The organism is Agromyces italicus DSM 16388, assembly GCF_000421545.1.
In the GTDB taxonomy this organism is placed as follows: domain Bacteria; phylum Actinomycetota; class Actinomycetes; order Actinomycetales; family Microbacteriaceae; genus Agromyces; species Agromyces italicus.
This window is the reverse complement of the sequence record NZ_ATXF01000008.1, coordinates 56,593-82,096: the sequence shown is the minus strand read 5'-3', so window position 1 is coordinate 82,096 and position 25,504 is coordinate 56,593. Positions and strand designations below refer to the sequence as shown.

The 25,504-nt window shown below is 70.2% G+C and carries 23 protein-coding genes; 3 read left to right on the top strand and 20 right to left on the bottom strand.

What is annotated here, in order from left to right; genetic code table 11:
* Positions 1 to 49: 49 nt before the first annotated feature.
* From H516_RS0112885 to H516_RS0112805, 17 genes are all read right to left on the bottom strand, one after another.
* Positions 50 to 364 carry a YggT family protein gene (locus H516_RS0112885; protein WP_022890128.1) on the bottom strand — a complete coding sequence of 105 codons (315 nt, stop codon included), beginning with the start codon at positions 362 to 364 and terminating at the stop codon, positions 50 to 52.
* A 6-nt stretch (positions 365 to 370) separates the two neighbouring features.
* On the bottom strand, positions 371 to 859 hold the full coding sequence (locus H516_RS0112880; protein WP_022890127.1) for a cell division protein SepF: 489 nt from the start codon (positions 857 to 859) through the stop codon (positions 371 to 373).
* A 33-nt stretch (positions 860 to 892) separates the two neighbouring features.
* A complete protein-coding gene (locus tag H516_RS0112875) occupies positions 893 to 1,564 on the bottom strand; it encodes a YggS family pyridoxal phosphate-dependent enzyme (RefSeq protein WP_022890126.1) in 672 nt (223 codons plus the stop codon).
* Positions 1,561 to 2,775: a cell division protein FtsZ gene (gene ftsZ / locus H516_RS0112870; protein WP_022890125.1), complete on the bottom strand. Its 1,215-nt coding sequence runs from the start codon at positions 2,773 to 2,775 to the stop codon at positions 1,561 to 1,563. The genes H516_RS0112875 and ftsZ overlap by 4 nt, the downstream gene beginning before the upstream one ends.
* Positions 2,776 to 2,956: 181 nt before the next feature.
* Positions 2,957 to 3,889, bottom strand: coding sequence for a cell division protein FtsQ/DivIB (locus H516_RS20020; protein WP_022890124.1), 933 nt, complete (start codon positions 3,887 to 3,889; stop codon positions 2,957 to 2,959).
* Positions 3,890 to 4,037: 148 nt separating this feature from the next.
* On the bottom strand, positions 4,038 to 5,438 hold the full coding sequence (murC, locus tag H516_RS0112860; RefSeq protein ID WP_022890123.1) for a UDP-N-acetylmuramate--L-alanine ligase: 1,401 nt from the start codon (positions 5,436 to 5,438) through the stop codon (positions 4,038 to 4,040).
* A 108-nt stretch (positions 5,439 to 5,546) separates the two neighbouring features.
* Positions 5,547 to 6,638, bottom strand: coding sequence for an undecaprenyldiphospho-muramoylpentapeptide beta-N-acetylglucosaminyltransferase (gene murG / locus H516_RS0112855; protein ID WP_022890122.1), 1,092 nt, complete (start codon positions 6,636 to 6,638; stop codon positions 5,547 to 5,549).
* Positions 6,635 to 7,894 (bottom strand): putative lipid II flippase FtsW, encoded by a 1,260-nt coding sequence (gene ftsW, locus H516_RS20015; RefSeq protein WP_022890121.1) that lies wholly within the window; start codon positions 7,892 to 7,894, stop codon positions 6,635 to 6,637. Before ftsW ends, murG begins: the two co-directional genes overlap by 4 nt.
* A complete protein-coding gene (murD, locus tag H516_RS0112845) occupies positions 7,854 to 9,410 on the bottom strand; it encodes a UDP-N-acetylmuramoyl-L-alanine--D-glutamate ligase (protein WP_425393480.1) in 1,557 nt (518 codons plus the stop codon). Before murD ends, ftsW begins: the two co-directional genes overlap by 41 nt.
* Entirely contained in the window at positions 9,395 to 10,492 is a 1,098-nt protein-coding gene (gene mraY, locus H516_RS0112840) for a phospho-N-acetylmuramoyl-pentapeptide-transferase (protein WP_022890119.1), read from the bottom strand. The genes murD and mraY overlap by 16 nt, the downstream gene beginning before the upstream one ends.
* Positions 10,493 to 10,565: 73 nt before the next feature.
* Positions 10,566 to 11,978 (bottom strand): UDP-N-acetylmuramoyl-tripeptide--D-alanyl-D-alanine ligase, encoded by a 1,413-nt coding sequence (locus H516_RS0112835; protein ID WP_022890118.1) that lies wholly within the window; start codon positions 11,976 to 11,978, stop codon positions 10,566 to 10,568.
* Positions 11,975 to 13,522: a Mur ligase family protein gene (locus tag H516_RS0112830; RefSeq protein ID WP_022890117.1), complete on the bottom strand. Its 1,548-nt coding sequence runs from the start codon at positions 13,520 to 13,522 to the stop codon at positions 11,975 to 11,977. The genes H516_RS0112835 and H516_RS0112830 overlap by 4 nt, the downstream gene beginning before the upstream one ends.
* Positions 13,523 to 13,535: 13 nt before the next feature.
* Positions 13,536 to 15,353: a peptidoglycan D,D-transpeptidase FtsI family protein gene (locus H516_RS0112825; protein WP_022890116.1), complete on the bottom strand. Its 1,818-nt coding sequence runs from the start codon at positions 15,351 to 15,353 to the stop codon at positions 13,536 to 13,538.
* A 27-nt stretch (positions 15,354 to 15,380) separates the two neighbouring features.
* The gene (gene ftsL, locus H516_RS20010; protein ID WP_022890115.1) at positions 15,381 to 15,974 is read right to left on the bottom strand and encodes a cell division protein FtsL; all 594 of its coding nucleotides are present in this window, start codon (positions 15,972 to 15,974) and stop codon (positions 15,381 to 15,383) included.
* Positions 15,971 to 16,924, bottom strand: a complete 954-nt coding sequence (gene rsmH / locus H516_RS0112815; protein WP_022890114.1) for a 16S rRNA (cytosine(1402)-N(4))-methyltransferase RsmH — start codon at positions 16,922 to 16,924, stop codon at positions 15,971 to 15,973. Before rsmH ends, ftsL begins: the two co-directional genes overlap by 4 nt.
* A gap of 104 nt (positions 16,925 to 17,028) precedes the next feature.
* Positions 17,029 to 17,460 (bottom strand): division/cell wall cluster transcriptional repressor MraZ, encoded by a 432-nt coding sequence (gene mraZ / locus H516_RS0112810; RefSeq protein WP_026378744.1) that lies wholly within the window; start codon positions 17,458 to 17,460, stop codon positions 17,029 to 17,031.
* A 299-nt stretch (positions 17,461 to 17,759) separates the two neighbouring features.
* Positions 17,760 to 18,143, bottom strand: a complete 384-nt coding sequence (locus H516_RS0112805) for a DUF3040 domain-containing protein (RefSeq protein ID WP_022890112.1) — start codon at positions 18,141 to 18,143, stop codon at positions 17,760 to 17,762.
* A 74-nt stretch (positions 18,144 to 18,217) separates the two neighbouring features.
* On the opposite strand from H516_RS0112805, the gene H516_RS0112800 reads away from it, so the two are divergent.
* Entirely contained in the window at positions 18,218 to 19,330 is a 1,113-nt protein-coding gene (locus tag H516_RS0112800) for a polyprenyl synthetase family protein (RefSeq protein WP_022890111.1), read from the top strand.
* Positions 19,331 to 19,385: 55 nt separating this feature from the next.
* Here the strand turns inward: H516_RS0112800 and H516_RS0112795 are convergent, their stop codons facing one another.
* Positions 19,386 to 19,670 (bottom strand): Rv2175c family DNA-binding protein, encoded by a 285-nt coding sequence (locus tag H516_RS0112795; protein ID WP_211217096.1) that lies wholly within the window; start codon positions 19,668 to 19,670, stop codon positions 19,386 to 19,388.
* 249 nt (positions 19,671 to 19,919) lie between these two features.
* Here H516_RS0112795 and H516_RS0112790 point away from each other — a divergent pair, with 249 nt between their 5' ends.
* Both H516_RS0112790 and pknB read left to right on the top strand, forming a co-directional pair.
* Complete coding sequence (locus H516_RS0112790) at positions 19,920 to 21,155, top strand: muramidase family protein (RefSeq protein WP_022890109.1); 1,236 nt, start codon at positions 19,920 to 19,922, stop codon at positions 21,153 to 21,155.
* An 82-nt stretch (positions 21,156 to 21,237) separates the two neighbouring features.
* Positions 21,238 to 23,178: a Stk1 family PASTA domain-containing Ser/Thr kinase gene (gene pknB / locus H516_RS0112785; RefSeq protein WP_022890108.1), complete on the top strand. Its 1,941-nt coding sequence runs from the start codon at positions 21,238 to 21,240 to the stop codon at positions 23,176 to 23,178.
* 159 nt (positions 23,179 to 23,337) lie between these two features.
* On the opposite strand, the gene H516_RS0112780 is transcribed toward pknB, so the two are convergent.
* Complete coding sequence (locus H516_RS0112780) at positions 23,338 to 24,666, bottom strand: class II 3-deoxy-7-phosphoheptulonate synthase (protein WP_022890107.1); 1,329 nt, start codon at positions 24,664 to 24,666, stop codon at positions 23,338 to 23,340.
* A gap of 122 nt (positions 24,667 to 24,788) precedes the next feature.
* Positions 24,789 to 25,478 carry a lysophospholipid acyltransferase family protein gene (locus tag H516_RS0112775; RefSeq protein WP_022890106.1) on the bottom strand — a complete coding sequence of 230 codons (690 nt, stop codon included), beginning with the start codon at positions 25,476 to 25,478 and terminating at the stop codon, positions 24,789 to 24,791.
* Positions 25,479 to 25,504 lie beyond the last annotated feature (26 nt).

Genomic DNA, 25,504 nt, shown 5'->3' with positions numbered 1-25,504 from the left:
GGAGTCGTGAGCGCCGATCGTCTCGGCTTGTCACGATCGCAGGAGATGCTCAGCCGGCGGCGGCTGCCGCGGCCAGCCCCGACACGATGGTCATGGCGAGGATGACGACCAGCATCGCGAGGCTCCACCCGAGATCGAGTGCCACCTGCCCGATGCGGATCGGGGGGAGGATCCGCCGGAAGAACTTCACCGGAGGATCGGTGATGCTGTACACGAGCTCGACGACGATGAGCCAGAAGCCCCTCGGACGCCACGAGCGATTGAACGTCCGCACGAGATCGAGGACGAAACGCCCCCACATCACGAAGAAGTAGATGAGGAGGAGTGCGTACAGGAGGTTCCAGACGACGAGCAGCGCGCCCACGGGCGGCTACGCGTGCGTGAAGAACGACGCCTCGACGTCGCCCTCCGCATCGCCCGTCTCCCCCGAGACGACCACGTGCGCCGGCGAGAGCAGGAACACCTTGCTCGTGACCCGCTCGATCTTGCCGTAGAGCCCCTGCGAGAGGCCGCTCGCGAAGTCGATGAGACGCCGGGCGTCGGCATCGGACATCTGCGAGAGGTTGATGATCACCGGCACGCCCTCACGGAAGGACTCTGCGATGACCTGCGCGTCACGGTACTGACGCGGGTGGACGGTCAGGATCTCGTTCATCTCCGCCTGCGGGGTGCTCGGTTGGACGTGGTGCTTGCGCAGCGGGGTCACCGCGGCGCCGGTCTTCGGTGCGGGAGCCGGGGCGGCGTGGACGACCGGGGCGGGCGCCGCTGCGGCCTGGGCCGGCGCGTTGGGCGCGTCGTGCTCGAGCTCCTCATCGGCGAGTCCGAGGTAGACCATGGTCTTCTTGAGCGGGTTCGACATCGATGCCTCCGTCTGTGTTCCGTCTCTTCGAGGTTAACCGGCGGCCGGCCGATTCCCGGTGATTGCGCTGCCGATCCTGAGGTGTGTCGCACCCTCCAGAATCGCGTCGCGAAAGTCGTGGGACATCCCCATGGACAGGGCGCTCGCCTCTGGCGCGAGCCGCACGACCCGTTCCGAGAGTTCGCGCACCCGGGCGAACGCCGGCCGCGCCGGCTCGTCGAGCGGCGCGACCGCCATCAGTCCGCGGAGCGTCAAGCCGGGCGTGCCGAGCACCCGCTCGACGAGCGCGTCGAGCTCGCCGGGTGCGACACCGCCCCTGCCTGGATCGTCGGTGAGGTTCACCTGCACGAAGCAGTCGACGGATGCCTCGTCGGAACGCAGCGCGTCGACGAGGGCGGGTCGGTCGACCGAGTGGATCGCCGTGGCGTACGCCCGCACCTGCTTCGCCTTCTTGCTCTGCAACTGCCCGATGAAGTGCCAGCGGAGCCCGAGCTCGTCGAGCTCCGCGGCCTTCGCCTGCGCCTCCTGATGCCGATTCTCGCCGACATCGCGCACGCCGTGCGCGGCGAGCTCGCGCACGAGCGAGGCCGGGTGGAACTTCGTGACGACGATGGTCGTGATCTCGGATGCCTCGCGGCCGGCGTCGCTCGCGGCATCCGCGATGCCCGCCTGCACGGCCGCAAGGCGGTAGCCGAGCCCGCTCACTTCAGGAAGTCGGGGATGTCGAGGTCGTCATCGCTGTCGTCGAAGGCCGGGTCGGTGACGATCTGGTCGGCGCTCGAGCTCTGCGCCTCGCCCCAGTTCGCGGTCTCGACGAGCTCGTCGATGTCGATCTCGGCGATGACCTCGGCGACGTCGCCGCCGAGCGCATCGCCGAGCGATCCGGTGCCGCCGACGCCCGCACCCACCGCGGCGGCCGCCGCGGGGATGAAGTTCGTGCGACGCGCCTCGACCGGCTTCGCGTTGGGCTCTCCGCCGTCGAACCCTGCGGCGATGACCGTGACGCGAACCTCGTCACCCAGCGTGTCGTCGATGACGGCGCCGAAGATGATGTTCGCCTCGGGGTGCACGGCCTCCTGCACGAGCCTGGCCGCGTCGTTGATCTCGAAGATGCCGAGGTTCGATCCGCCCTGGATCGAGAGGAGCACGCCGTGGGCGCCGTCGATCGACGCCTCGAGCAGCGGACTCGCGACCGCGAGTTCGGCCGCCTTGATCGAGCGATCCGCCCCGCGCGAGGAGCCGATGCCCATGAGGGCCGAACCTGCACCCTGCATGACCGACTTCACGTCGGCGAAGTCGAGGTTGATGAGGCCGGGCGTGGTGATGAGGTCGGTGATGCCCTGCACACCGGCGAGCAGCACCTGGTCGGCGGTCGCGAACGCCTCGAGCATCGAGATGCCGCGGTCGCTGATCTCGAGAAGGCGGTCGTTCGGCACGACGATGAGGGTGTCGACCTCTTCCTTCAGGCGCGCGACGCCCTGCTCGGCCTGGGTCTGGCGGCGCTTGCCCTCGAAGCCGAAGGGTTTCGTGACGACACCGATGGTGAGCGCACCGATCGACTTCGCGATGCGGGCGACGACGGGCGCGCCGCCGGTGCCCGTGCCACCGCCCTCACCGGCGGTGACGAAGACCATGTCGGCGCCGGCGAGCGCCTCCTCGATCTCCTCGGCGTGGTCTTCGGCGGCGCGTCGACCGACCTCCGGGTCGGCGCCGGCGCCGAGCCCTCTGGTGAGGTCGCGCCCGACGTCGAGCTTGACGTCGGCATCGCTCATGAGCAGTGCCTGGGCGTCGGTGTTGATCGCGATGAATTCGACTCCGCGGAGGCCGAGCTCGATCATGCGGTTGACGGCGTTGACGCCGCCGCCGCCGATACCGACCACCTTGATGACGGCGAGGTAGTTCTGGTTTGTCGACATGTCCGGCCTTCCGTGCGAACTCTGAACCCTGAACCTCTAGTCGAAGGTTAAAGTTTTGCTGAGTATGCAATTCCTGTGATGACGGTACGAGGCGCACCGCGCGCGCCGCGCAAGGCGGGCTCGGCGTGTCGCGATCCGACGGCCGAGATAACCCGTCGCGCACCGCACGGGGCCGGGCGGGTCAGTACGTGACGGCGCTCTCGGGCGAGGAGACGTCGTACCCCGACACCGTGTCGGGCGGCGCGACCGCCATGAGGCGTGCGAGCACCGCCGCCTTCGTCGCCGAATCGCCCGCCCCGCCCCACACCACCGGCACTCCCCCGGCGAGCTCGAGCCGCACGTCGTCGGCCGTCTCGGCCGAGGCGCCGACGAGCAGCGCCCGGATCTCGGCCGGGAGGCTCCTGACGGTCGCCGCGACCGCCCTGAACCCGTCGGACGCGATGCCGCCCGGCGTCTCGATGAGCGGCTGCCCGTCGGGGCGGGCATCGAGTCGGTCGATGACGACCCCCGCACCGTCGACGAGCTCGAGACCACGGTCGGTCTCGATGACGCCGACCGGCGTCCGCTCCACGATACGCACGACGAGGGTTCCGGGCGGGATCGTCTCGGTCGAATACGTCTCGATGAGGCTGAAGTCGGCGAGAGCACGGTGCACGTCGTCACGCGTGACGAGCGGCAACGGCGTGCCGAGCTCACCCTCGAAGGCTGCGACGATCTGTTCGGCCGGAATGCGCGCGGCACCCTCGACGCGCACCTCGCGCAACGCCATCAGCGGCGAGTACGCACCGCCCACGACGACGACGACGAGGAGCGCCAGCGCTCCGCCGACCACCGACCAGACGAGTCGACGTCGGCGCGAGCGCTTCGTGAAGCGTCGCACCTCCTGCCTCTCGTAGCGGCGCCGCTCGCGCTCGGCCGCGGCCACCCCCCGGCGGGCGCTCTTCGCGTCGCCCGCATGATCGGGGCGGGCGACGAGGTCGGGCACGGCCGAGCCCTTCGATCCCCCTCCGACGAGCTCCCGGCGGAGGTCACCGAGCGGCACCGTCTCCTGAAGATCGCGCGACGCGTGCGGGGCCTCCGCCCCGCCCACGACGGCGATCGGCTCGGTGGTCACCCGATCGGCGACGCCGCCGGCCTCCCGGCCCCGTCGGCCTGGTACGGCCGCCGTCGGCGAAACCTCGGAGGAGGCCCGTCCGCCGGGCAGAATCCGCCGGGGCGGCCGTGCCTCGAAGCCCTGGGGCCGCTTCACGAACGGCCCACCGTCATCCGCGCTCCCGCTCGAGCGAGCCGAGCAGCTGGGGCACGATGCGGTACACGTCGCCGCAACCGAGTGTGATCACGAAGTCGCCCTCGCGAGCGATGCGCGCAGTGTGGTCGGCCGCCTCCTGCCAGTCGGGAACGAAGGCGACGTGCGAGGGGTCACCGAACCGCTCGCTCACGAGCTCGCCGGTGACGCCCGGCACCGGGTCCTCCCGCGCACCGTAGACGTCGAGCACGACCGTCTCGTCGGCGAACTCCTCGAGCACCTCGGCGAACTCCTTCGCGAACGCCTGCGTGCGGCTGTAGGTGTGCGGCTGGTGGACCGCGATGATGCGCCCCTCGCCCACGACCGTGCGCGCCGCCGCGAGGGCCGCAGCCACCTCGGTCGGGTGGTGCGCGTAGTCGTCGTAGACGCTCACACCGCCGACGACGCCGTGCAGCTCGAACCGGCGGCCGGTGCCTGCGAAGCGGGCGATCCCGGCGAGGGATGCCGCGGGGTCGAAGCCGAGGCCGACCAGCACGGCGAACGCACCGGCCGCGTTGATCGCGTTGTGCGTTCCCGGCACGAGCAGCTGCGCGCGGTGGTCGACGCCCTCGTAGGCGATCGTGAAGGCCACGGGACCGTCGGTCTGGATGGAGTGGACCCGCACCGTGGCATCCGCCGCCTCACCGAAGGTGACGACGTTCTGGTGCGACAGTCGCGCGGCGACCCGCTTGGCGCCCGCGTCGTCGGAGGAGACGACGACGAGCTCGCTCGCGCCGTCGGCGAAGTCGACGAAGGCCTGTTCGAAGGCCTCGCGCGAGCCGTAGTGGTCGAGGTGATCGGGGTCGACGTTCGTGATGAGCGCGATCGCGGTGTCGTAGAGCAGGAATGAGCCGTCGGATTCGTCGGCCTCGACGACGAAGAGCTCGTCGGAGCCCGCCGCGGAGGAGACGCCGAGGCCCTCGATCACCCCGCCGTTGACGAAGCTCGGGTCGGCGCCCTGGGCGAGGAGGCCGGTGACGATCATGCCCGTGGAGGTGGTCTTGCCGTGCGCGCCAGCGACGGAGACGAGGCGCTGCCCAGAGACCAGCCAGGCGAGCGCCTGCGAGCGGTGCAGCACCGGGAGGCCGCGCTCGAGCGCGAGCCGGTACTCGGGATTGTCCTGCCACAGCGCACCCGTGACCACGACCGCCTCGGCGTCGCCGAGGTGCTCGGCTGCATGGCCGAGGTGGATCTCGGCGCCGAGTTCCCGGAGGGCGGCGATGTTCGCCGAATCGCGCGCATCTGAGCCCGTCACCCGGTGTCCGGCATGGAGGAACAGCCGTGCGATGCCGCTCATGCCCGAGCCCCCGATGCCGACGAAATGCACGGCGCCGAGTTCGGCGGGGATCTGGATCGAGAGATCGGGCTTGATGGTCACGTTCGGGTGCTCTTCCTCGGTGCTGGTCGGTCGGGTCGTCGCGCGAAGTCTGCGGGGATGTTCGAGGGTCGGATGCGTGGACAATCCCCACGCTCCACGTTACGCGCCTCAGGCGGGGTGCGCGGCTCCCCCGCCGCGGGCCGCGTCGATGAGCGCGACCATGCGGGCGGTGCCGTCGCGCACGCCCGCCGTCGCTGCGGCCTCCGCCATCGCGGCGACGCGGTCGGCGTCGGCGAGGAGCGGAACGAGTTCGGCATCGACCCACTCCGGGATGAACGCAGCGTCGTCGACGAGGAGGCCGCCGCCGGCCTCGACCACGCCGGCCGCGTTGAACCGCTGCTCGCCGTTGCCGACCGGGTACGGCACGTACACCGCAGGAAGCCCGAGTGCGGCGAGCTCACTGACGGTCGCGGCGCCGGCGCGGGAGACCGCGAGGTCGGCGACCGCCAGGGCGAGGTCCATGCGGTCGGCGTACTCGATCATGCGGTAGTCGGCGATGCCCGGGTCGTCGACCTCGGACTTCGCCCCCGTGATGTGAAGCACCTGCCAACCGGCGCCCGTGATCGCTCGAGCGCTGTCGACCATCGTGCGGTTGATGCGGCGCGCACCGAGCGAACCGCCCGTCGCGAGCAGCACCGGGCGCTCGGGATCGAGGCCGAAGAACTCCGCGGCCTCGGCGCGGAGCAGCGCGCGATCGAGCGTCTCGATCTCGCGCCGGAGCGGCATGCCGACGACCTCGGCGCGCGGCAGCGGCGTGCCCTCGAAGGCGACGCCGACCGCCGCCGCCCAGCGGGCGCCGAGCCGGTTCGCCATACCGGGTTTCGCGTTCGCCTCGTGGATAACAACGGGGATGCCGGCCCGGCGCGCGGCGAGATAGGCGGGGGTGGAGACGTAGCCGCCGAAGCCGACGACGGTGTCGACGCCGCGTTCGGAGATGATACGCGTCACATCGCCGATGGAGCCGCGGAAGCGCGACGGGAAGGCCAGCGCGGCGCGGTTCGGACGCCGTGGGAACGGCACCTTCGCGATCGTCAGGAGCTCGTAGCCGCGCGCGGGCACGAGCCGCGCCTCGAGCCCCTCGGCCGTGCCCAGCACGAGCACCTCGGCGTCGGCGTCTCGTTCGCGAAGTCGATCAGCGACGGCGAGCAACGGGTTCACATGGCCGGCGGTGCCGCCGCCGGCGAGGAGGTAGACGCTCATCGCGACGCACGCTCCGACGCCCGCGCCTTGCGTGCTGCGATACGCGCCGCGGCCCGCGCGGGCGCCTCGGGGTCGCGCGCGACCGAGAGCACGACGCCGATCGCGACGAGGGTGGTCAAGAGGGCGGTGCCGCCGGCCGAGACGAGCGGCAGCGGGACACCGAGGACGGGGAAGACTCCGAGCACGACTCCGATATTGACACAGGCCTGGCCGATGACCCACACCATCACCGCCGCGGTGACGGTCTTCGCGAACATCGTGCGCGAACTGCGGAGCACCCGGGCGAACGCGACCGCGAGCAGCACGAACAGCCCGATGACGACGATCGCGCCGATGAGGCCGAGCTCCTCGCCGATGATGGCGAAGATGAAGTCGTTGTCGGCGGCCGGCAGCCACGACCACTTCGCCGCGGAGTTGCCGAGGCCGACACCGAAGACGCCGCCGTTCGCGAGCGCGTACGTGCCGTGCATCACCTGCCAGCACGAGTTCAGGGTGTCGGCCGAGCCCGTGTCGCAGTTCGAGTCGACGAACGACATGATGCGCCGCATCCGGTTCTCGCTCGAGAACGCGACGATGACGAAGCCCACGACCGCGACCACGATGGGCAGCAGGAGCAGTCGCAGCCGGACCCCGATCAGGAAGAGCGCACCGAGCAGCATCGCCCCCATGATCATGACGGTGCCGAGGTCGCCGCCGAGGAGCACCAGGCCGATCGCACCGCCGCCGACGAGCAGGATGGGCAGCACGCCGTGCGTGAAGTCGCCCAGCTTATCCTGCTTCTTCGTGACGATGAGCCCGAGCCAGATGACGAGCGCGACCTTGATGAACTCCGAGGGCTGGAACTGCACGGGGCCGATGCGCAGCCAGTTCGTGTTGCCGCCGTCCTCGATGCCGAGGTCGGTGGCGACCACGAGTAGCTGCGGGATGCACGTGATGATGAGCGCGGGCCACGCGATGCGCATCCAGAACTTCTCGGGCATGCGGCTCGCGATGAGCATCGCGGGGATGCCGATGATCGCGAAGACCCCCTGCCGGATCGCCTGGTCGAGCAGACCCCCGTCTTCGAGGAACGACTCGACGAGCGACGACGACAGCACCATGACGAGGCCGAGGACCACGAGGAAGAGCGTCGTGCCGAGCAGCAGGAAGTAGTCGGCCGACTCGACGCGGAAGACGCGTCCGAGCCGGATGCGGGCGGCTGAGACGCCCTCGGGGTCAGCCTTCTGGCGACCGGTCGAGCGGGGCGGAGTCGCCATCCGCCTCACCTCCCAGCATCGTTCTGACCGCCTCGTGGAACCGCCGGCCTCGATCGCCGTAGTCGGCGAACTGGTCCATCGACGCCGCAGCCGGCGCGAGGAGCACGGTGTCGCCCTCTGCGGCGACCGATGCGGCCAGCGCGACCGCCTCGGGCATCACCTGTTCAGTGTCGTCGGCGATCACCTCGAAGAGGGGCAGCCCGGGCGCGTGTCGGCGGAACGCCGCGACGAGGAGTTCGCGATCGACCCCGATCACGATCGCCGCGCGAAGTCGCCCGATGTGGGCCGCGACGAGCGCATCGGCGTCGACGCCCTTGAGCAGCCCGCCCACGATCCAGACGACGCGGCCGAAGGCCCTGAGCGACGCCTCGGCGGCGTGCGGGTTCGTGGCCTTCGAGTCGTCGATCCAGCGGACGCCGCCGGCGACGGCGACGGTCTCGATGCGATGCGCATCGAGCCTGAAGTCGTTCAGCGCATCGTGGATGACGCCGACCGGGACTCCGAACGAGCGCGCGAGCGCCGAGGCGGCCAGGATGTTCGCCACGACGTGCGGCGCGTCGAGCCCGCGCGGTTCGAGCTCGACCAGCGTCGTGATCTCGAGGGCGGCGTTCCGCCGGTCGTCGAGGTAGGCGCGATCGGCGAGGATGCCCTCGACCACGCCGAAGTCGCTCGGCCCGGGCACGTCGAGGCCGAAGCCGATCGCCCTGGCGCCCTCCTCGACCTCGGCGTCCTCGACCATGCGGCGCGTCGCCTCGTCGGCGCGATTGAAGACGCAGGCGTGCTGCGTGTTCTCGTACACCTTCGCCTTGGCCGCGCGGTAGGCCGCGAAGGAGCCGTGCCAGTCGAGGTGGTCGTCGGCGATGTTGAGCACGACGCTCGCCCACGGATGCAGGGCGCCGGCGCCCACGGTCGGCAGATGGTGCAGCTGGTAGCTCGAGAGCTCGACGACGAGCACGTCGAAGCCGCCCGGGTCGCGCACGGCGTCGAGCACCGGCACGCCGATGTTGCCGCACGGCGCCGCCCGCAGTCCGTTCGCCGCGAGGAAGGTCGCCGTCATCTGCACGGTCGTCGTCTTGCCGTTCGTGCCCGTGACGAGGATCCACTCGGCGGCGTTCACCTTGTCGCGCACGCGCCAGGCCAGCTCGATGTCGCCCCAGACCGCGATGCCCTCGCGCCCCGCCCACTCGAGCACCGGGTGGTCGGGGTGGAACCCCGGCGACACCACGACGACTTCGGGCGCGAAGCCCTCGAGCTCGGCGGGCACGACGTCGAGGGCGTGGCGGAGAAGCTTCGCGCCGATCAGCTCGAGGATTCGCGCGCGATCCTCATCGACCTCGGGCGCGACCACGAGCACGTCGGCGCCGAGCTCGGTGAGGGTGTCGGCCACGGCGAAGCCGGTGACGCCGACCCCGAGCACGGCGACCTTCAGCCCGCGCCAGTCGGCGTTCCAGCTCGTGAGGGCGTCGAGACGATCGGGGGCCTGCGCCGAGGCATCCGCCATCAGCTCTGCAGCCATTCGAAGTAGAACGCGCCGACGCCCGCGGCGACGAAGAGACCGGCGATGATCCAGAAGCGCACGACGATCGTGACCTCCGCCCACCCCTTCAGCTCGAAGTGGTGGTGGATCGGGCTCATCAGGAAGATGCGCTTGCCGTGCGTCACCTTGAAGTAGGCCCGCTGCAGGATGACCGAACCGGTCTCGATGACGAAGAGCCCGCCGATGATGATGACGAGGAGCTCGGTGTGGCTCACGACGGCGAGGGCGGCCAGCGCGCCGCCGAGCCCGAGCGAGCCCGTGTCGCCCATGTAGATCTTCGCCGGGTTCGTGTTCCACCAGAGGAAGCCGATGAGGCCGCCGACGATCGCCGCAGAGACGATCGCGATGTCGAGCGGGTCGCGCACGTTGTAGCAGCGGTACTCGTCGCTCGGGTTCAGCCCGATGGCACCGCACGCCTGGTTGAACTGCCAGAAGCCGATGAACACGAATGAGCCGATCGCGAGGATCGACGCACCGCCGGCGAGGCCATCGAGCCCGTCGGTCACGTTGACGCCGTTCGAGGTCGACGCGGCGATCAGGCAGATCCAGATGACGTAGAGGATGATGCCGAAGAATGTGCCGAACACCATGAAGTCGAGCGGCAGATCGCGGATGAACGAGATCTTGGTGTTCGCCGGTGTCACGCCCCGGTCGTTCGGGAACTGCAGCGCGAGCAGGGCGAACAGCGCCGCGACGATCACCTGCCCGGCGACCTTCGCCCAGCCGCCGAGCCCGAGGCTCTGCTTCTTCCGGGTCTTCAGGAAGTCGTCGACGAAGCCCACCAGACCGAGGCCGACCATCATGAACAGCACCAGCAGGCCCGAGGCCGTCGGCTTCTCGTTCGAGACGAGCAGCGTGGCGACGAAGTAGCCGAACAGGGTGCCGAGGATGAAGATGATGCCGCCCATGGTGGGCGTGCCCCGCTTGACGTGATGGCTCTGCGGCCCGTCGTCGCGGATGAACTGGCCCCAGCCGATCCGCGTGAACAGGCGGATGAACAGCGGGGTCAGGAACAGCGTGAAGGCGAGCGACAACGCTCCGGCGGTCAGCAGTGCTCTCACGCGAACCACGCTCCCGCTCGGTCACCGAGGAGGCAGGTCGGCTGCCCGGCCCCGCCGTGATGATGCACTGCGCTCACGCGAACCATTCTCCCAGTCGGTCGCCCAGTAGGCGGAGACCCGCCGAGTTCGACGATTTCACCAAAATCGTGTCACCGGGGCGGGCGCCCGCGGTGACGAGTTCGAAGGCCTCATCGGCCGTCTCGACGAATGCCGATTCGCCGTCCCACGATCCTTCGTTGATCGCGGAGATGTGCAGCCGGCGCGCGCCCCGACCCACGACGACGAGCTGCGAGACGCCGAGGCGCACCGCGAGCAGCCCGATACGATCGTGCTCCTCCCCCGAGAACTCGCCGAGCTCGCTCATCTCGCCGAGCACGGCGATCGTGCGGCTGCCCGGTTCGCGCACCTGCGCGAGCGTCTTGAGCGCGGCCGACATCGAGTCGGGGCTCGCGTTGTACGCGTCATTGATGACGGTGATGCCGTCGCGGCCGCCCATGAGCTGCATGCGCCAGCGTTCGGCGAGGGTCACCTGCTCGAGGGCGGCGACGACGTCGGCAAGGGGCACCCCGAGTTCGATGGATGCCGCGACCGCGGCCAGCGCGTTCATGACGTGATGCTCGCCGAGCACCCCGAATCGCACGCGCGCCTGTTCGCCGCCGGGCACGGTCACGGTGAAGTCGGTGCCCCGCGAGTGGGCGCGGAGTTCGGTCGCGCGCACCTCGGCGGTGTCGCCCAGCCCGAACCAGACGACGCGGGCGTTCGTGAGCCCGGCCATCGGCACCACGCGCGGGTCGTCGGCGTTGAGCACTGCGACGTCGCCCGGGAGGAGCTCGGTGACCATCTCGGACTTCGCCTCGACGGTCTTCTCGATGCCGCCGAACTCGCCGGCATGCGCGAGCCCGACCTTCAGCACGATGCCCACGTCGGGGCGGGCCATGCGGATGAGCCGCGCGATCTCGCCCACCGCCGAGGCGCCCATCTCGGCGACGAGGAACTCGGTGTCCTCCGCGAGCTCGAGCATCGTGACGGGCGCACCGACTTCGTTGTTGTAGGAGGCGCGTGCCGCGACGGTGGGCCCGACCCGCTCGAGCACTGCGCGCAGCAGGTTCTTCGTGGTGGTCTTGCCGTTCGAACCGGTGACGCCGACGATGCGCAGGCGGCCGAGCGACCGAACGCGGCGCACGACCTCGGTCGCGAGCGAGCCGAGGGCGTCGATCGAATCGGCGACGACGATCTGCGGCACCGCGAGGTCGAGGTCCTGCTCGACGATGAGCACCGCGGCGCCGCGCTCGACGGCCGATGGCGCGAAGCGGTGGCCGTCGTCGAACTCACCGCGCTTGGCGACGAAGACGTCACCGGTGCCGATCTCGCGAGAGTCGGTGGTGACCGCGCCCGTGACGACGGTCTCGGTCGTCGCGGCCGTTCCGTCGAGGCGGAGCGTGCCGCCCGCGGCCGCCGCGATCTCGGCGAGCGTGAGCGCGATCACTCGAGCCACCCCGCTTCACGGAGTGCCTGCTGGGAATCTTCGCGTGCCGAGTACGGGATCTTCACGCCTTTCACCTCGTGGTAGTCCTCGTGGCCGGGGCCGGCGTAGAGGATGGCGTCGCCGTCGCCGGCGAGGCCCAGGGCGGCACGGAACGCCGCCCTCGGGTCGGCGATCTCGTGGATCTCGCGCTCGGGCACGGCTTCGCGCGCACCGGCGATGAGCGCGGCGCGGATCGCGGCCGGGTCTTCGAATCGGGGATGGAAGTCGGTGATGACGACGACATCGGCTCCCCGCGCCGCGATCGCACCCATCTCGGCGCGCTTGGTCGTGTCGCGATCGCCGTCGGCGCCGAACACCATGACGATGCGGCCCTGGGTCGAGCGGCGGATCGCACCGAGCGTCTGGAGGAACGCATCGGGGCTGTGCCCGTAATCGATGTAGACGATCGGCCCGCGGTCGCCCGAGATGCGCTCGGCCCGCCCCGGGATGTACGCGTCGATGCCGCCGTCGCGCTCGAGGGCTGCGGAGATGCGGTCGAGGTCGTAGCCCGCTTCGGTGAGCATGACGATCGCGAGCGCGGCATTCGCCGCCATGTACCAGCCGAGGAGCGGCACGCGGGTCTCGAGACGACGGCCGTCGGGGGCGTCGAGCGCGAAGGCCGTGTACGCCGCCGCCTCGTCGAGGACCGTGAGACGCCAGTCGGCCGGCACTTCGGCGTCGGTCGTCAGCGTCGTCACGGGGATGCGTGACTCGGCGACCAGCCGGCGCCCCCACTCGGAGTCGACCGTGACGACCCCGCGCCGCGCGCGGTCGGGCGCGAAGAGCTCGCGCTTCGCCTCGAAGTACTCGCCCATGTCGGCGTAGTCGTCGAGGTGATCGTGCGTGAGGTTCGTGAAGCCCGCGACGTCGAACACGATCCCGTCGACGCGATGCCGTGACAGCGCCTGCGCCGACACCTCGATGCCGACCGCACGCACGTCGACCTCGCGCATGCGGGCCAGCAGCGCGTGCAGCTCGCTCGCCTCGGGGGTCGTCAGCGAGCTCGTGACGGCCTCGTCGCCGATGCGCCGCTCGGCGGTGGAGGTGAGCCCCGCCGTCACGCCGAGTTGGCGGAGGATCCCGTAGAGCAGGTAGACGACGCTCGTCTTGCCGTTCGTCCCCGTCACCGCGAACGTCGTCGCCGGGTTCTCGGCGGTCCGGTGGATCCAGGCGGCGACCTCGCCGAGGGCGGCGCGCGCGTCGGGGGTGACGAGGATCGGCAGGCCCGACTCGGCGGCGAAGTCTGCGCCGGCTTCGTCGGTCAGCACGGCGACGGCACCGGCGTCGCGCGCCGCGCCGGCGTACCGGGCGCCGTGGGCGTTGCGCCCGGGCACGCCGACGTAGAGGTCGCCGGGGCGCACGGCACCCGAGGCGAGGCCGGCGCCGGTGACCTCGAGGTCGCCGAGTTCGCCGCGCACGTCGAACCCGAACTCCTCGGCGAGGCCGCGGAGCGATCGGGGGCTCGGGTGCTGCGGCCGGAGGGCCGTGGGAGGCGATCCGGTCACGAACCCAACTTTCTCACCAGATGGCTGGCAGATCGGGCGCCGGGGCGCCGGATGGAACGGTCCGATACTTCTTCAGCACCTGGCTCATCACCTCTTGGAAGACGGGAGCGGATGCGGCGGACGAGTTCATCTTAACGGCATTCTGGAAGCTCACCGAAACGACGAACTCGGGATCGTCGGCGGGCGCGAAGCCCGAGACGGAGACGAGGTAGCCCGGCAGGTACTGCCCGTCTGGGCCCGCCACCTGCGCGGTGCCGGTCTTCGCCGCGACGCGGTACCCGGGGATCTCCCACTGGTCGGCGAGCCAGCCTTCGGCGTAGACGCGCTCGAGCATCGCGCTCGTGTCGTCGGCCGCCTGCTCGGAGACGACCCGGGTGCCCTGCGCGGGCGGCGAGGTGGTCTCGCCGTCGGCGGTCGTGCAGCCGTCGACGAGCGTGACGGGCATGCGCACGCCGCCGTTCGCCAGCGTCTGGTAGACGCTCGCGATCTGCACGGCGGTCGTGGTGAGACCCTGGCCGAACATCGTCGCGTACTTCGTCTGGTTGTCCCAGTCGTCGGGGTCGCCGTGCAGGTCACCGGCGGCCTCCTCGGGGAACCCGACCTCGGTCTGCTCCCCCAGGCCGAAGTCGAGCATGTCGTCGTAGCGCTGCCGATCGCTGATCCGCTCGCCGAACATCGACATGCCGGTGTTCGACGAGTCGACGAGCACGCCCGTGAGGGTCAGCCGCTCGTCGTCGTGGTACGAGCTGTCGTTGATGTTCGCCCCGTTCGGCGGCAGGTACCTGTACGGCGCGATGATCTGGTCGACCGGCGTCGCCTTGCCCGCGTCGAGCACCGAAGCGGCCGTGAGCGCCTTGAAGGTCGATCCCGGCTCGAACGGCGCCGTGAAGGCGCGCGAGCCGCGGTCCTCCGCGTCGGTCGCCGAGGGGTCGTTGGGGTCGACCGTCGGCACGTCCGCGATCGCGAGCAGGCGCCCCGTCTTCACCTCCATGACCGTCACCGTGGCCCAGTCGGCGCCGACCGCGCGGCGCTGCTCCTCGGCGACGCGCTGCACGTAGTACTGCAGGTCGGCGTCGATCGTGAGCTTCAGCGTGCCCCCGTCCTTCGCCTGCTTGTGGACCACCTCGCTGCCGGGGATCGGCACCCAGTCGGCCGCGCTGTGGAGGTAGCTCACCTCGCCGTCGGTGCCGGCGAGGCACTGGTCTTCGGCGAGCTCGAGCCCCGCGAGCGGGGTGCCGTCGTCGGCCTGCAGGAAGCCGAGCAGGTTGCCGCCGACCGCGCCGTTCGGATAGGTGCGGCTCGGGTGCTTCTCTGCGTACACCCACGCGATGTCGAGGGCCTTCACCGCTTCGTAGGCCGTCGTGTCGACCTGCTTCGCGAGGAAGGCGTAGTCGGAGTCGGGGTCTTCGGCCAGCTTCGAGGTGATGACGCCGACGACCTGGTCGCCTGTCAGGCCGACGACGGGGCCGAGTTCGGCCGCGGCGGGCGCGATCTCGGCGACGAGCTCCTCGGTCGTGACCTCGACCTTCTGCTTCGGGTGCTTCGCCTGCTTGCGCTCGAGCACCGCCAGCTCCGCCTGCTTCGGCGAGATGACGATGTCGTAACGCATGACACTGTCGGCGAGCACCGTGCCGTTGGCATCGACGATGTCGCCGCGCGCGCCCCACACCTTGACGGGCTGCGACCTCGCGTCCTGCGACTTGGCGTTCAACGCCTGTGCACGCACCACCTGGATGTCGACGAGCTTCACGACGAACACCCCGACGAGCACGACAAGCACGACCGCCGAGGCGAGTATCCTGCGCATCGGGTGGCGACTCGTCCGGTTCATCAGCTGAGATCCTCGTTCGTGCTCGTGTTAGTGGGTGGCCGGCGTCGGCAGGCCGTCGCCCGCAGGGGGCGGCGCCTGGGCCTCGACGGGGGCCTCGGCCCCCGCCTCATCGACAGCCCCTGCCGCCGTCTCGCCCTTCGGAGTCTCCCCCGCCGGCTGCTCGGTCACGAGCGGCACGCCGTCGATGAGGGCATTCGGGACGAGCGGCGCGGATGCCGCGGCTCCCCCGGTCGCCGCGGACGGATCGCCGCTCACTGTGCCGTCGGAGAGGCGGAGCAGCACGGGGTTCGAGTTCGGCACCATGCCGAGGGCCTCGGCGTTCGCCGCGAGGTACTGCGGCGACTCGACCCGATCGAGGTCCTCGCGCAGCTGCTGCTCCTGGCGGTCGAGCGTCGTCTGCTGCATGGTCGCGTGATCGATGTCGTAGGCGCCCTGCGTGATCGCGATCGAGAGCAGCAGCTGTGCGACGACGATGACCGCGACCCCGGCGACGGCGATGATCGCGTAGGCGAGGCGGGGCTTCGCGCGCCCGTTGCCGGGTTCGGGCGCGGGCCGCAGCCAGCGGGGCCGCTCGGGCGCGCGCCGCGGGGCGGGCAGGGACTGGGCCGGCACAGCGCTCATGACGGCCTCCTCACTCGTTCTGCGGCGCGCAGTCGCACCGGCTTCGCACGCGGGTTCTCCGCCTGTTCGGTCTCGCTCGCGAGTTCGGCGCCCCTGACCAGGAGTTTCCACTGCGGGCGGTGCTCGGGCAGCTCCACGGGGAGCCCCGCGGGTGCCGTGGAACTCGAGGCCCCCTGCAGCACACGCTTGACGATGCGGTCTTCGAGCGACTGGTACGCGAGCACGACGATCCGGCCGCCGACGGCGATCGAGTCGAGCGCAGCGGGCATCGCCCGCTCGAGCACCGAGAGCTCTTCGTTCACCTCGATGCGCAGCGCCTGGAACACCCGCTTCGCGGGGTGGCCCTGCCGCTGCACGGCAACCGGCGTCGCCGCCTGGATCACGGCGACGAGTTCGGCCGAACGCGTGATCGGGGCATCCTCTCTCGCCCTGACGATGGCGCGCGCGTAGCGGGCCGCCAGCTTCTCCTCGCCGTAGTCGAGGAAGATGCGCTTGAGCTCGTCTTCGCTGGACTCGGCGATGACGTCGGCGGCGGTGCGCCCCTTCGTGAAGTCCATCCGCATGTCGAGCGGGGCGTCCTTCGAGTACGCGAATCCGCGCTCGGCTCGGTCGAGCTGCAGCGAGGAGACGCCGAGGTCGAAGAGCACGCCCTGCACCTCGGTGAATCCCTCGGAGCGCACGGCCCGCGTGATGCCGTCGTAGACGGTGTGCACGAAGCGGGCGCGGTCGCCGAACTTCGCGAGCCGCTCGCGGGCGATGGCGAGCGCGTCGGTGTCGCGGTCGAGGCCGATGACCGTGAGCTCGGGGAAGCGCTCGAGGAACGCCGCGGTATGCCCGCCCATGCCGAGCGTGGCGTCGACCATCACCGCGCCGCGCCGCTCGAGCGCCGGCGCGAGCAGCTCGAGCGTGCGCTCGAGCATGACCGGAGTGTGAATGCGTTCGATGTCCATGATTCCGCCTTGCCTTCCGGGCCTTCGAGCCCTGATCCCCATCCGTTCGTCCTGATGCGGGGAAGTGCACCAGGCCCGGCCGGCTGGGAGTCGGGACCCGTGGATCAGAAGAGTCCGGGGATCACCTCCTCCGCCGTTTCCGCGAAGGCCGCCTCCTGCTCGGCGAGGTAGCTCTGCCACGCCGCCTGATCCCAGATCTCCACCCGGCTGCCGGCGCCGATGACCGTGAGGTCCCGGTCGAGCCCCGCATAGCTGCGGAGCATGGCGGGGATGGTGACCCGGTTCTGCTTGTCGGGGGTCTCCGCGGATGCCCCCGAGAGGAACACGCGCATGTAATCGCGTGCCTGCTTGCTCGTGACCGGGGCTTGGCGGATCTTCTCGCTCATGCTCTCGAACTCGCGGGCGCTGAATACATAGACGCAGCGCTCCTGCCCGCGCGTGAGCACGAGCCCGTTCGACAGCTCCTCCCGGAATTTCGCCGGAAGAATGACGCGGCCTTTCTCATCGAGCTTTGGTTCGTAACTCCCGAGGAACACCACACCACCCCCTTTCCTCCGGCCAGAATCCAGGTGCCCCCACTTTACTCCACCTCCATCCACTGATCAACGACATTCGCTCGATTTCGTTGGCATCGGGTCGTTCGAAGCCAGAATTCACGCGGGATTCAGGGGTGGAGGGGGGTGGAGGAAATCGACACGCCGGGGAGGGCAGCGACTTTCCTTCGGGCACGGATGCCCCGGCCGCTGCGCCCGGCGAACACGCTCGAGCGGCCCGGAAGCACGAAAAACGGGCCGATCAGACGATCGGCCCGTTCAGGTGGTGGGAAGTGGAGAGGCTACTCGTGCCCGTCCTGGCGGCGGTCCCAGCGGTCGTTCATGCGATCCATGAATCCGGCGCCGGAACGCGGCTTCGCCGCGCCCGCGGATCGTTCGCTCGGCGCGGGCGTCGCCGCCCCGCGCTTCGACGGGGTGATCGCGACGAGGACGCCGGCGAACATGAGCGCGAACCCCAGGATGCCGACGATCAACAGCTGCGTCGCGACGCCGACGATCAGCGCACCGACGCCGGCGACGGCGAGCAGCACACCGAGCACGATGGCGCGGTAGTTCGGCCGCCGACCCCGCACGCCGCCGACGGCGTGCACGAAATCGGCATCGTTGCGATAGAGGTTCCGCTCCATCTCCTCGAGAAGACGTTGCTCCTGCTCTGAAAGCGGCATCTCTTTCCCCTCAGGCTCGGGATCGACGCATCCGAGTCCATTCTAGCCCTGCGCTGCGTCGGTAGGCTAGGCGGGTGGCTCACAGCTCCCGACTGGTCGATATGGTGCACGAACGCATCGAGGACTTCCTCGCCGAACGCACCTCCATTCTCCGCTCGATCAGCGCCGACCTCGAACCGCTCGACGGCTTCTCTCGGCGCTTTCTCAGCGGAGGAAAGCGGTTCCGCGCGCTCTTCTGCTACTGGGGCTGGGAATCCGTGCGCACACGCGGCTTCGACCCCTTCGAAGCCGCCGCCGGCCCCGACCGGTTCCCGATCGTCTCGGCCGCGGCGGCGCTCGAACTCTTCCACGCAGCGGCGCTCGTGCATGACGACCTCATCGACCGCTCCGACACCCGACGCGGGCTCCCTGCGGCCCACCGCCTCTTCGAAGGGCTTCACGCCGATTCCGGCTGGGCCGGCGACGCCGCCGACTTCGGCGTCGACGCCGCGATCCTGCTCGGCGATCTCCTCCTCGGCTGGAGCGACGAGATCCTCGACGAGGGACTCGACGCACTCGCCGACCGCGCCTCCGCCCGTGCCGCCCGGCGCGAATTCATGAGGATGCGCACCGAGGTCACGGCGGGCCAATACCTCGACATCCTCGAGGAGCGCGCCTGGCTCGTGCAGCCCGACGACGAGCAGCGCGTCCGTGCGGAGCGGGTCATCATCTACAAGTCGGCGAAATACAGCATCGAGGCGCCACTGGCGATCGGCGCCTCCCTCGCCGGCGCGAACGAGGCGCAGCTCGGCGCACTCCGCGATTTCGGCCTGCCGCTCGGGATCGCCTATCAACTGCGCGACGACCTGCTCGGCGTCTTCGGCGACCCCGAGGTCACCGGCAAGCCGAGCGGCGACGACCTTCGCGAGGGCAAGCGCACGGTGCTCGTCGCGATCGCCCGCGAACGACTCGCTGCCGGTCAGAGACGACTCCTCGACGAACTGCTCGGCGACGCATCGCTGAGCGCCGAGCAGGTGCGGATGCTGCAGCGCACGATCACCGAATGCGGGGCCGTCGACGAGGTCGAAGAGCTGATCGCCCGGAACGCGGCACGAGCGGTCGCCGCCCTCGATGACGCACCGCTCGGAAACGAGGCGCGCATCGAGCTCGCCGCGATGGCGAAGACGGTCACCCGCCGCACGAGCTGAACGACGCAGCGGCGCCGTCGTGGCTCAGGCCAGCGCTTGGGCGATCCGTCGTGGCTCAGGCCAGCGCTTGGGCGATCCGGCGTACCTCGGCCTTCCGGCCGGCGCGCAGGGCATCGATCGGCGTGGTGCCGAGGCTGTCCTCTTCGGTGAGGAACCACTCGAGCGCTTCGCCGTCGCTGAAACCGGCATCGGCGAGCACCATCGCGGTGCCGTGGATCTCGGGCATCGGCGCATCGTTCTTGAGGAACAAAGACGGAACCCTCAACACTCCGTCGACGCGCGCGGCCAGCAGATGCCGGTCGTCGATCAGGCGGCGAACGCGGCTCGGGCTCTCGCCCATCAGCTCGACGAGGTCGGGAACAGTCAGCCAGGTGGTCTCGGCGGCATCGGTCACGGCACCAAGCCTGCCACGTCCCGGGCCATCGAGAAAGCGGGGCCGGGACCATCCGTCGCGAGGCGCACGGCGGATGCCGCTCGGGCGGCGCCGCCCACCTCGAGTCCGCGGACTCGCGGCGGGGTGTTTGACTCGCTCCGGCGCCTGTGCGACGGTGACGGGAGTCGGAGCGATCAGGCCGGCGAAGGGGGCATCATGGCGTACGACGTCGATGACGGCGGTGAACGCGAACGGCGGAGCGTCGACGGCCGCGGGTCCCGGCGCGGCATCCGCGGGCTGCTCATGATGCCGCTCGCGGTCGTCGGCGCCGTGGCCGTCACCCTCGGCATCGCGCAGCCGTCCGAGGCCGCACCGCAGCCCGTCAAACGGCAGCCGAAGGCGAAGTCGTCGACCACCGGGGCGACGACGACGCCGGCCTCCGCGACCGCCGCCGCCGTCCCCGAGGAGATCGTCGTCGTCGAGGGCGACACGGTCAGCGGCATCGCCGAGCGATTCGGACTCTCCACCGCCGAGGTGCTCGCCCACAACGGACTCGGGTGGTCGAGCATGATCTTCCCCGGCCAGCGCCTCGCGCTGCCGGGCGGTCGGGCGGCAGCCACGCCTCCGCCCGCGCGGGATGCGATCGCGAAGCACCTCGTCGCCGAGGGCGACACGATGAGCGGCATCGCCGAACGATACGGCGTCGCCCTGAACGAGCTCCTCAGGGTCAACGGGCTCGGCCGCCAGTCGCTCATCTTCCCCGGCGAGGCGATCGTGCTGCCGCCCGACGCCGATGATCGCATCGAACCGTCGCCCGTCGCCGAGGCCGCCGACCCCGACGATGCGATCGACGCGACCCCGGCCGACACGCACCTCGTCGTCGACGGCGACACCGTGTGGGACATCGCCGCCCGCAACGACGTCGAGGTCGACGCGCTCATCGCAGCGAACGGACTGGACGCGAATGCGACGATCGTGGCCGGTCGGCGACTCACCATCCCCCGTCCGGTCGCCGCCGCCGCCCCTATCGCCTCCGTCAGCGTCGTGCTCACCGAGGAGATGCGGGCCAACGCGCAGCTCATCGTCGACGTCGGCCGCGAACTCGGCGTGCCCGACTCGGGGATCGTCGTCGCCCTCGCCGCGGCGGCCCAGGAATCCGGGCTCAAGAACGTCCGGTACGGCGACCGCGACTCGCAGGGCCTCTTCCAGCAGCGACCGAGCCAGGGCTGGGGCACCGTCGAGGAGGTACTCGATCCAGCGCGGGCGGCGACGGCCTTCTACGGCGGCCCGGACAACCCCAACCCGGGTGTCACGGCGGGGTTGCTCGACATTCCCGGATGGGAATCGATGTCGCTCGCCGAGGCCGCCCAGTCGGTGCAGCGGAGCGCGCACCCCGACCACTACGCCAAATGGGAGGCGCAGGCGAGAGCCTGGCTCGCCGAACTCGGCTGAAGCTCATCACGATGGGGTTTCGATCGGCGCGCCTGCGGCGTTTGTTCGGATCGCGGCATATGCCGTTTCGTAGACTCGAACGGTGACCAACGCGCCCGCCGACCCCATGATCGGTCGTCTCGTCGACGGCCGCTATCAGGTGCGCTCCCGGATCGCTCGCGGCGGCATGGCGACCGTCTACCTCGCAACCGACCTCCGTCTCGAGCGCCGGGTCGCGATCAAGATCATGCACGGTCACCTCGCCGACGACAACACCTTCAAGACCCGCTTCGTACAAGAGGCGCGTTCGGCCGCGCGACTCGCGCATCCGAACGTCGTGAACGTCTTCGACCAGGGCCAGGACGCCGACATGGCCTACCTCGTCATGGAGTACCTGCCGGGCATCACGCTGCGCGAGCTGCTGAAGGACTACAAGAAGCTCACGCCCGAGCAGACCGTCGACATCATGGACGCGGTGCTCTCGGGCCTCGCCGCGGCGCATAAGGCCGGCATCGTGCACCGAGACCTCAAGCCCGAGAACGTGCTCCTCGCCGACGACGGTCGCATCAAGCTCGGCGACTTCGGGCTCGCACGCGCGGCCAGCGCGAACACCGCGACCGGCCAGGCGCTCCTCGGCACCATCGCCTACCTCTCCCCCGAGCTCGTGACCCGCGGGGTCGCCGACGCGCGCAGCGACATCTACGCGGTCGGCATCATGATGTTCGAGATGTTGACCGGCGAGCAGCCCTACGTCGGTGAGGCGCCGATGACGATCGCCTACCAGCACGCGAACGACGAGGTCCCGGCACCCAGCTCGAAGAATCCGGCCGTGCCGCACGAACTCGACGAGCTCGTGCTGTGGGCGACCCGTCGCGACCCCGACGAACGTCCCCGCGACGCCCGCGAACTGCTCGACCGGCTGCGCGAGGCCGAGCCCGCGCTGCGCTCCTCGCACGTGCCGATCGCGACGCAGGCGACGATGGTCCTCCCCGGTGCCGGTGAACTCCTCGGCACGGCGACCGCCGAGACCAGCGTGCTCGGCACGGCCGCGATCGGCGTGCCCTCGGGCGTTGCGACGGCCGAGGCGACCGACGGCGACGACGCCGCCGAGCTCTCGACGAGCGCGGCGCGTCGCAAGCGCCGCGGCTACTGGATCCTCGCGCTCGTCCTCCTCGTCACCGGTCTCGCGGCAGGAACCGGCTGGTACTTCGGCGCCGGGCCCGGGGCCTACGTGACGGTTCCGCAGACGGCCCCCGAAACGCCTGCGGAGGCGCTGACCCCCGAGGCGGCGCGCGAACTCCTCACCGAGGCCGGCTTCGAGGTGAAGCAGGTGAAGCGTACCGATCCCGAGATCGCCGCCGGCGCGGTCATCGACACCGATCCGGCCGGCGGCAGCTCGGCGCGCAACGGTTCGACGGTGACGCTCCTCGTCTCCAAGGGGCCCCGCATCCTCGAGGTGCCCGACGTCATCGGCGAGCCGGTCGACGCCGCCGAAGAGCAGCTCGCCGAATTCACGCTGCTCGACCCCATCGAACAGTTCTCGGGCGACGTCGAGCCCGGACTCGTCATCGGCGCCCTCGGCGCCGACGGCGAAGCGCTTCCGACGAGCTACCCCGAACGCGGCGAGGTGACCCTGATCGTCTCGGTGGGCCCTGTGCCGCCGGTCGAGGGCCTGCCCGTCGCCGACGCCGAGGCGAAGCTGAAGGACGCCGGGCTCGAGGTGGAGTTCAAAGACCCGAAGTTCTCGAACGAGGTCGAGAAGGACCACGTCATCACCGCCGAATGGCTGAACGATCCCATGCGTCCCGGTTCGACGGTCGAGTTGACGGTGTCGAAGGGGCCCGATCTGGTCGCCGTCCCGAACGTCGTCGGCAAGCCGCTCCAGGACGCGATCGACCAGCTCGAGGGTGCGGGATTCAAGGTCACCCACAGTTTCCCCGCGGCGTTCATCGCTTTCGCCACCGTGAGCGAGCAGGACCCGGTCGCCGACACGCAGGCCGTGCGCGGCAGCACGATCACGCTTGTGGCCACGCTCACCGTCTGAACCGGTCGAACGCCGTCGCGATGGCCGGGGCGGGAGCGAGCGGCAGCCGTCGCTGACCGGGCTCCAGACGAGGTCGCACGTCGCGCTCACGAGCTCGGCGCGAGGCATCCGATTCGAAACGAATGGATGCCTCGCGCGGTCGTGACGCGACCGCCGAACTCAGCGCGCCGCGAGCTCCTCGGCCACGAGGAATGCCAGCTCGAGGGACTGCATGTGGTTCAGGCGCGGATCGCAGAGCGACTCGTAGCGCGTCGCGAGGCTCGCCTCATCGATGTGCTCCGAGCCGCCGAGGCACTCGGTGACGTCGTCGCCGGTGAGTTCGACGTGGATGCCTCCGGGGTGCGTGCCCGCGGCGCGGTGCGCCTCGAAGAAACCCTTGACCTCGTCGACCACGTCGTCGAAGCGACGGGTCTTGTAGCCGGTGGGCGTCGTGATGCCGTTGCCGTGCATCGGGTCGGTCACCCACAGCGGGTTCGCGTCGCTCCGCTTGACGGCCTCGAGCAGCGGTGGCAGCGCCTCGCGGATCTTGCCGGCGCCCATTCTCGTGATGAAGGTGAGTCGGCCCGGCTCGCGCTCGGGGTCGAGCTTCTCGATGAGTTCGAGCATCGTCTCGGGGCTCGTCGTCGGCCCGAGCTTCACGCCGATCGGGTTGCGCACGCGCGAGAGGAAGTCGACGTGCGCGCCGTCGAGCTCGCGGGTGCGCTCGCCGATCCAGATGAAGTGGCCGCTCGTGACGTACGGAGTGCCCGTGCGCGAGTCGATGCGCGTCATGGGCCGTTCGTAGTCCATGAGCAGGCCTTCGTGGCCGGTGTAGAACTCGGTGTGCTTCAGCGCCTCGAAGTCGGCACCGCAGGCATCCATGAACTTCACGGCGCGATCGATCTCGCGGGCCATCGACTCGTAGCGGGAGTTCGCCGGGTTCTTCGCGAAGCCCTGATTCCACGAGTGCACCTGGCGCAGGTCGGCGAAACCGCCCTGGGTGAAGGCGCGGATGAGGTTGAGCGTCGACGCGGCCGTGTGGTAACCGCGGATGAGGCGGCCGGGATCGGCTGCACGCGACTCGGGCGTGAACTCGTAGCCGTTGACGATGTCGCCGCGGTAGGCGGGCAGGGTCACGTCGCCCCGGGTCTCGTGATCGCTGGAACGCGGCTTGGCGAACTGCCCCGCCATGCGACCCATCTTCACGACCGGCATCGAGGCGCCGTACGTGAGCACCACGGCCATCTGGAGCACCGTCTTCACGCGGTTGCGGATCTGATCGGCGGTCGCGCCGGCGAAGGTCTCGGCGCAGTCGCCGCCCTGGAGCAGGAACGCCTCGCCCCGCGACGCGGCCGCGAGTCGATCGCGCATCGTGTCGACCTCGCCCGCGAAGACGAGCGGCGGCAGCGTGGCGAGCTCGGCCGAGGCTGCGCGCGCCGACTCGAGGTCGGGCCACGTGGGCTGCTGCTTGATCGGCAGTTCACGCCAATAGTCGAGGCCCGCGATCACGGAAGGATCTGCGTTCACGAAGGGCTCGACAAGCTGTACCACGGATGTGTCCTGAGGGGTGCGGGGCGCTCGCGCGCCGTGATGCGGAACGGCGACGCAGATCGCGCCGCCGCCCGTCGAGCCTATCGCGAATGGGCGGCCCGCTGCTCCTTGACCGAGCTCGCGTAGACGTCGACGTAGTCCTGGTCGCTCAGCGCGCGGAGCCGGTAGACGAGTTCGTCGGTCACAGAACGCAACACGAAGCGATCGCCCTCGAGCCCATCGAAACGGGAGAAGTCGATCGGCTCGCCGACGATGATGCCGATGCGACGCACCTTCGGCAGCCGCTTGCCGATGGGCATGACGTGCTCGGTGCCGATCATCGCCACCGGAATGACCGGCACGCCCGACTCGAGCACCATTCGCGCGACACCCGTGCGACCCCGATAGAGCTTGCCGTCGGGGCTGCGGGTTCCCTCGGGATAGATGCCGAGGATGCTGCCCTCGGCGAGCACGCGGAGACCGGTGTTCAGGGATGCCTCGGACGCCTTGCCGCCGGAGCGGTCGATGGGCAACTGGCCGGCCGCCTGGAAGAACACGCGGGTCGCCCAGCCTTTGAGCCCCTTGCCCGTGAAGTAATCGCTCTTGGCGAGGAACACCACCGGGCGGTCGACGACGAGCGGAAGGAAGATGGAGTCGATGAATGAGAGGTGGTTCGACGCGAGCACCACGGCGCCCTCTTTGGGCACGTTCTCGAGCCCGACCACCCACGGGCGGAAGATCGAGAGGAGGATCGGCCCGATCACGAGGTTCTTCATGATCCAGTAGAACACCGCACGGCTCCCTTCTCGTGGCGCAT

Coding starts and splice junctions, on each gene's coding strand:
- H516_RS0112880 (WP_022890127.1), bottom strand. CDS start 859: ATGTCGAACCCGCTCAAGAAGACCATGGTCTACCTCGGACTCGCCGAT.
- ftsZ (WP_022890125.1), bottom strand. CDS start 2,775: ATGTCGACAAACCAGAACTACCTCGCCGTCATCAAGGTGGTCGGTATC.
- murG (WP_022890122.1), bottom strand. CDS start 6,638: ATGAGCGTCTACCTCCTCGCCGGCGGCGGCACCGCCGGCCATGTGAAC.
- ftsW (WP_022890121.1), bottom strand. CDS start 7,894: ATGGCGACTCCGCCCCGCTCGACCGGTCGCCAGAAGGCTGACCCCGAG.
- murD (WP_425393480.1), bottom strand. CDS start 9,410: ATGGCTGCAGAGCTGATGGCGGATGCCTCGGCGCAGGCCCCCGATCGT.
- H516_RS0112825 (WP_022890116.1), bottom strand. CDS start 15,353: ATGAACCGGACGAGTCGCCACCCGATGCGCAGGATACTCGCCTCGGCG.
- ftsL (WP_022890115.1), bottom strand. CDS start 15,974: ATGAGCGCTGTGCCGGCCCAGTCCCTGCCCGCCCCGCGGCGCGCGCCC.
- rsmH (WP_022890114.1), bottom strand. CDS start 16,924: ATGGACATCGAACGCATTCACACTCCGGTCATGCTCGAGCGCACGCTC.
- H516_RS0112805 (WP_022890112.1), bottom strand. CDS start 18,143: ATGCCGCTTTCAGAGCAGGAGCAACGTCTTCTCGAGGAGATGGAGCGG.
- H516_RS0112795 (WP_211217096.1), bottom strand. CDS start 19,670: ATGGGCGAGAGCCCGAGCCGCGTTCGCCGCCTGATCGACGACCGGCAT.
- H516_RS0112790 (WP_022890109.1), top strand. CDS start 19,920: ATGGCGTACGACGTCGATGACGGCGGTGAACGCGAACGGCGGAGCGTC.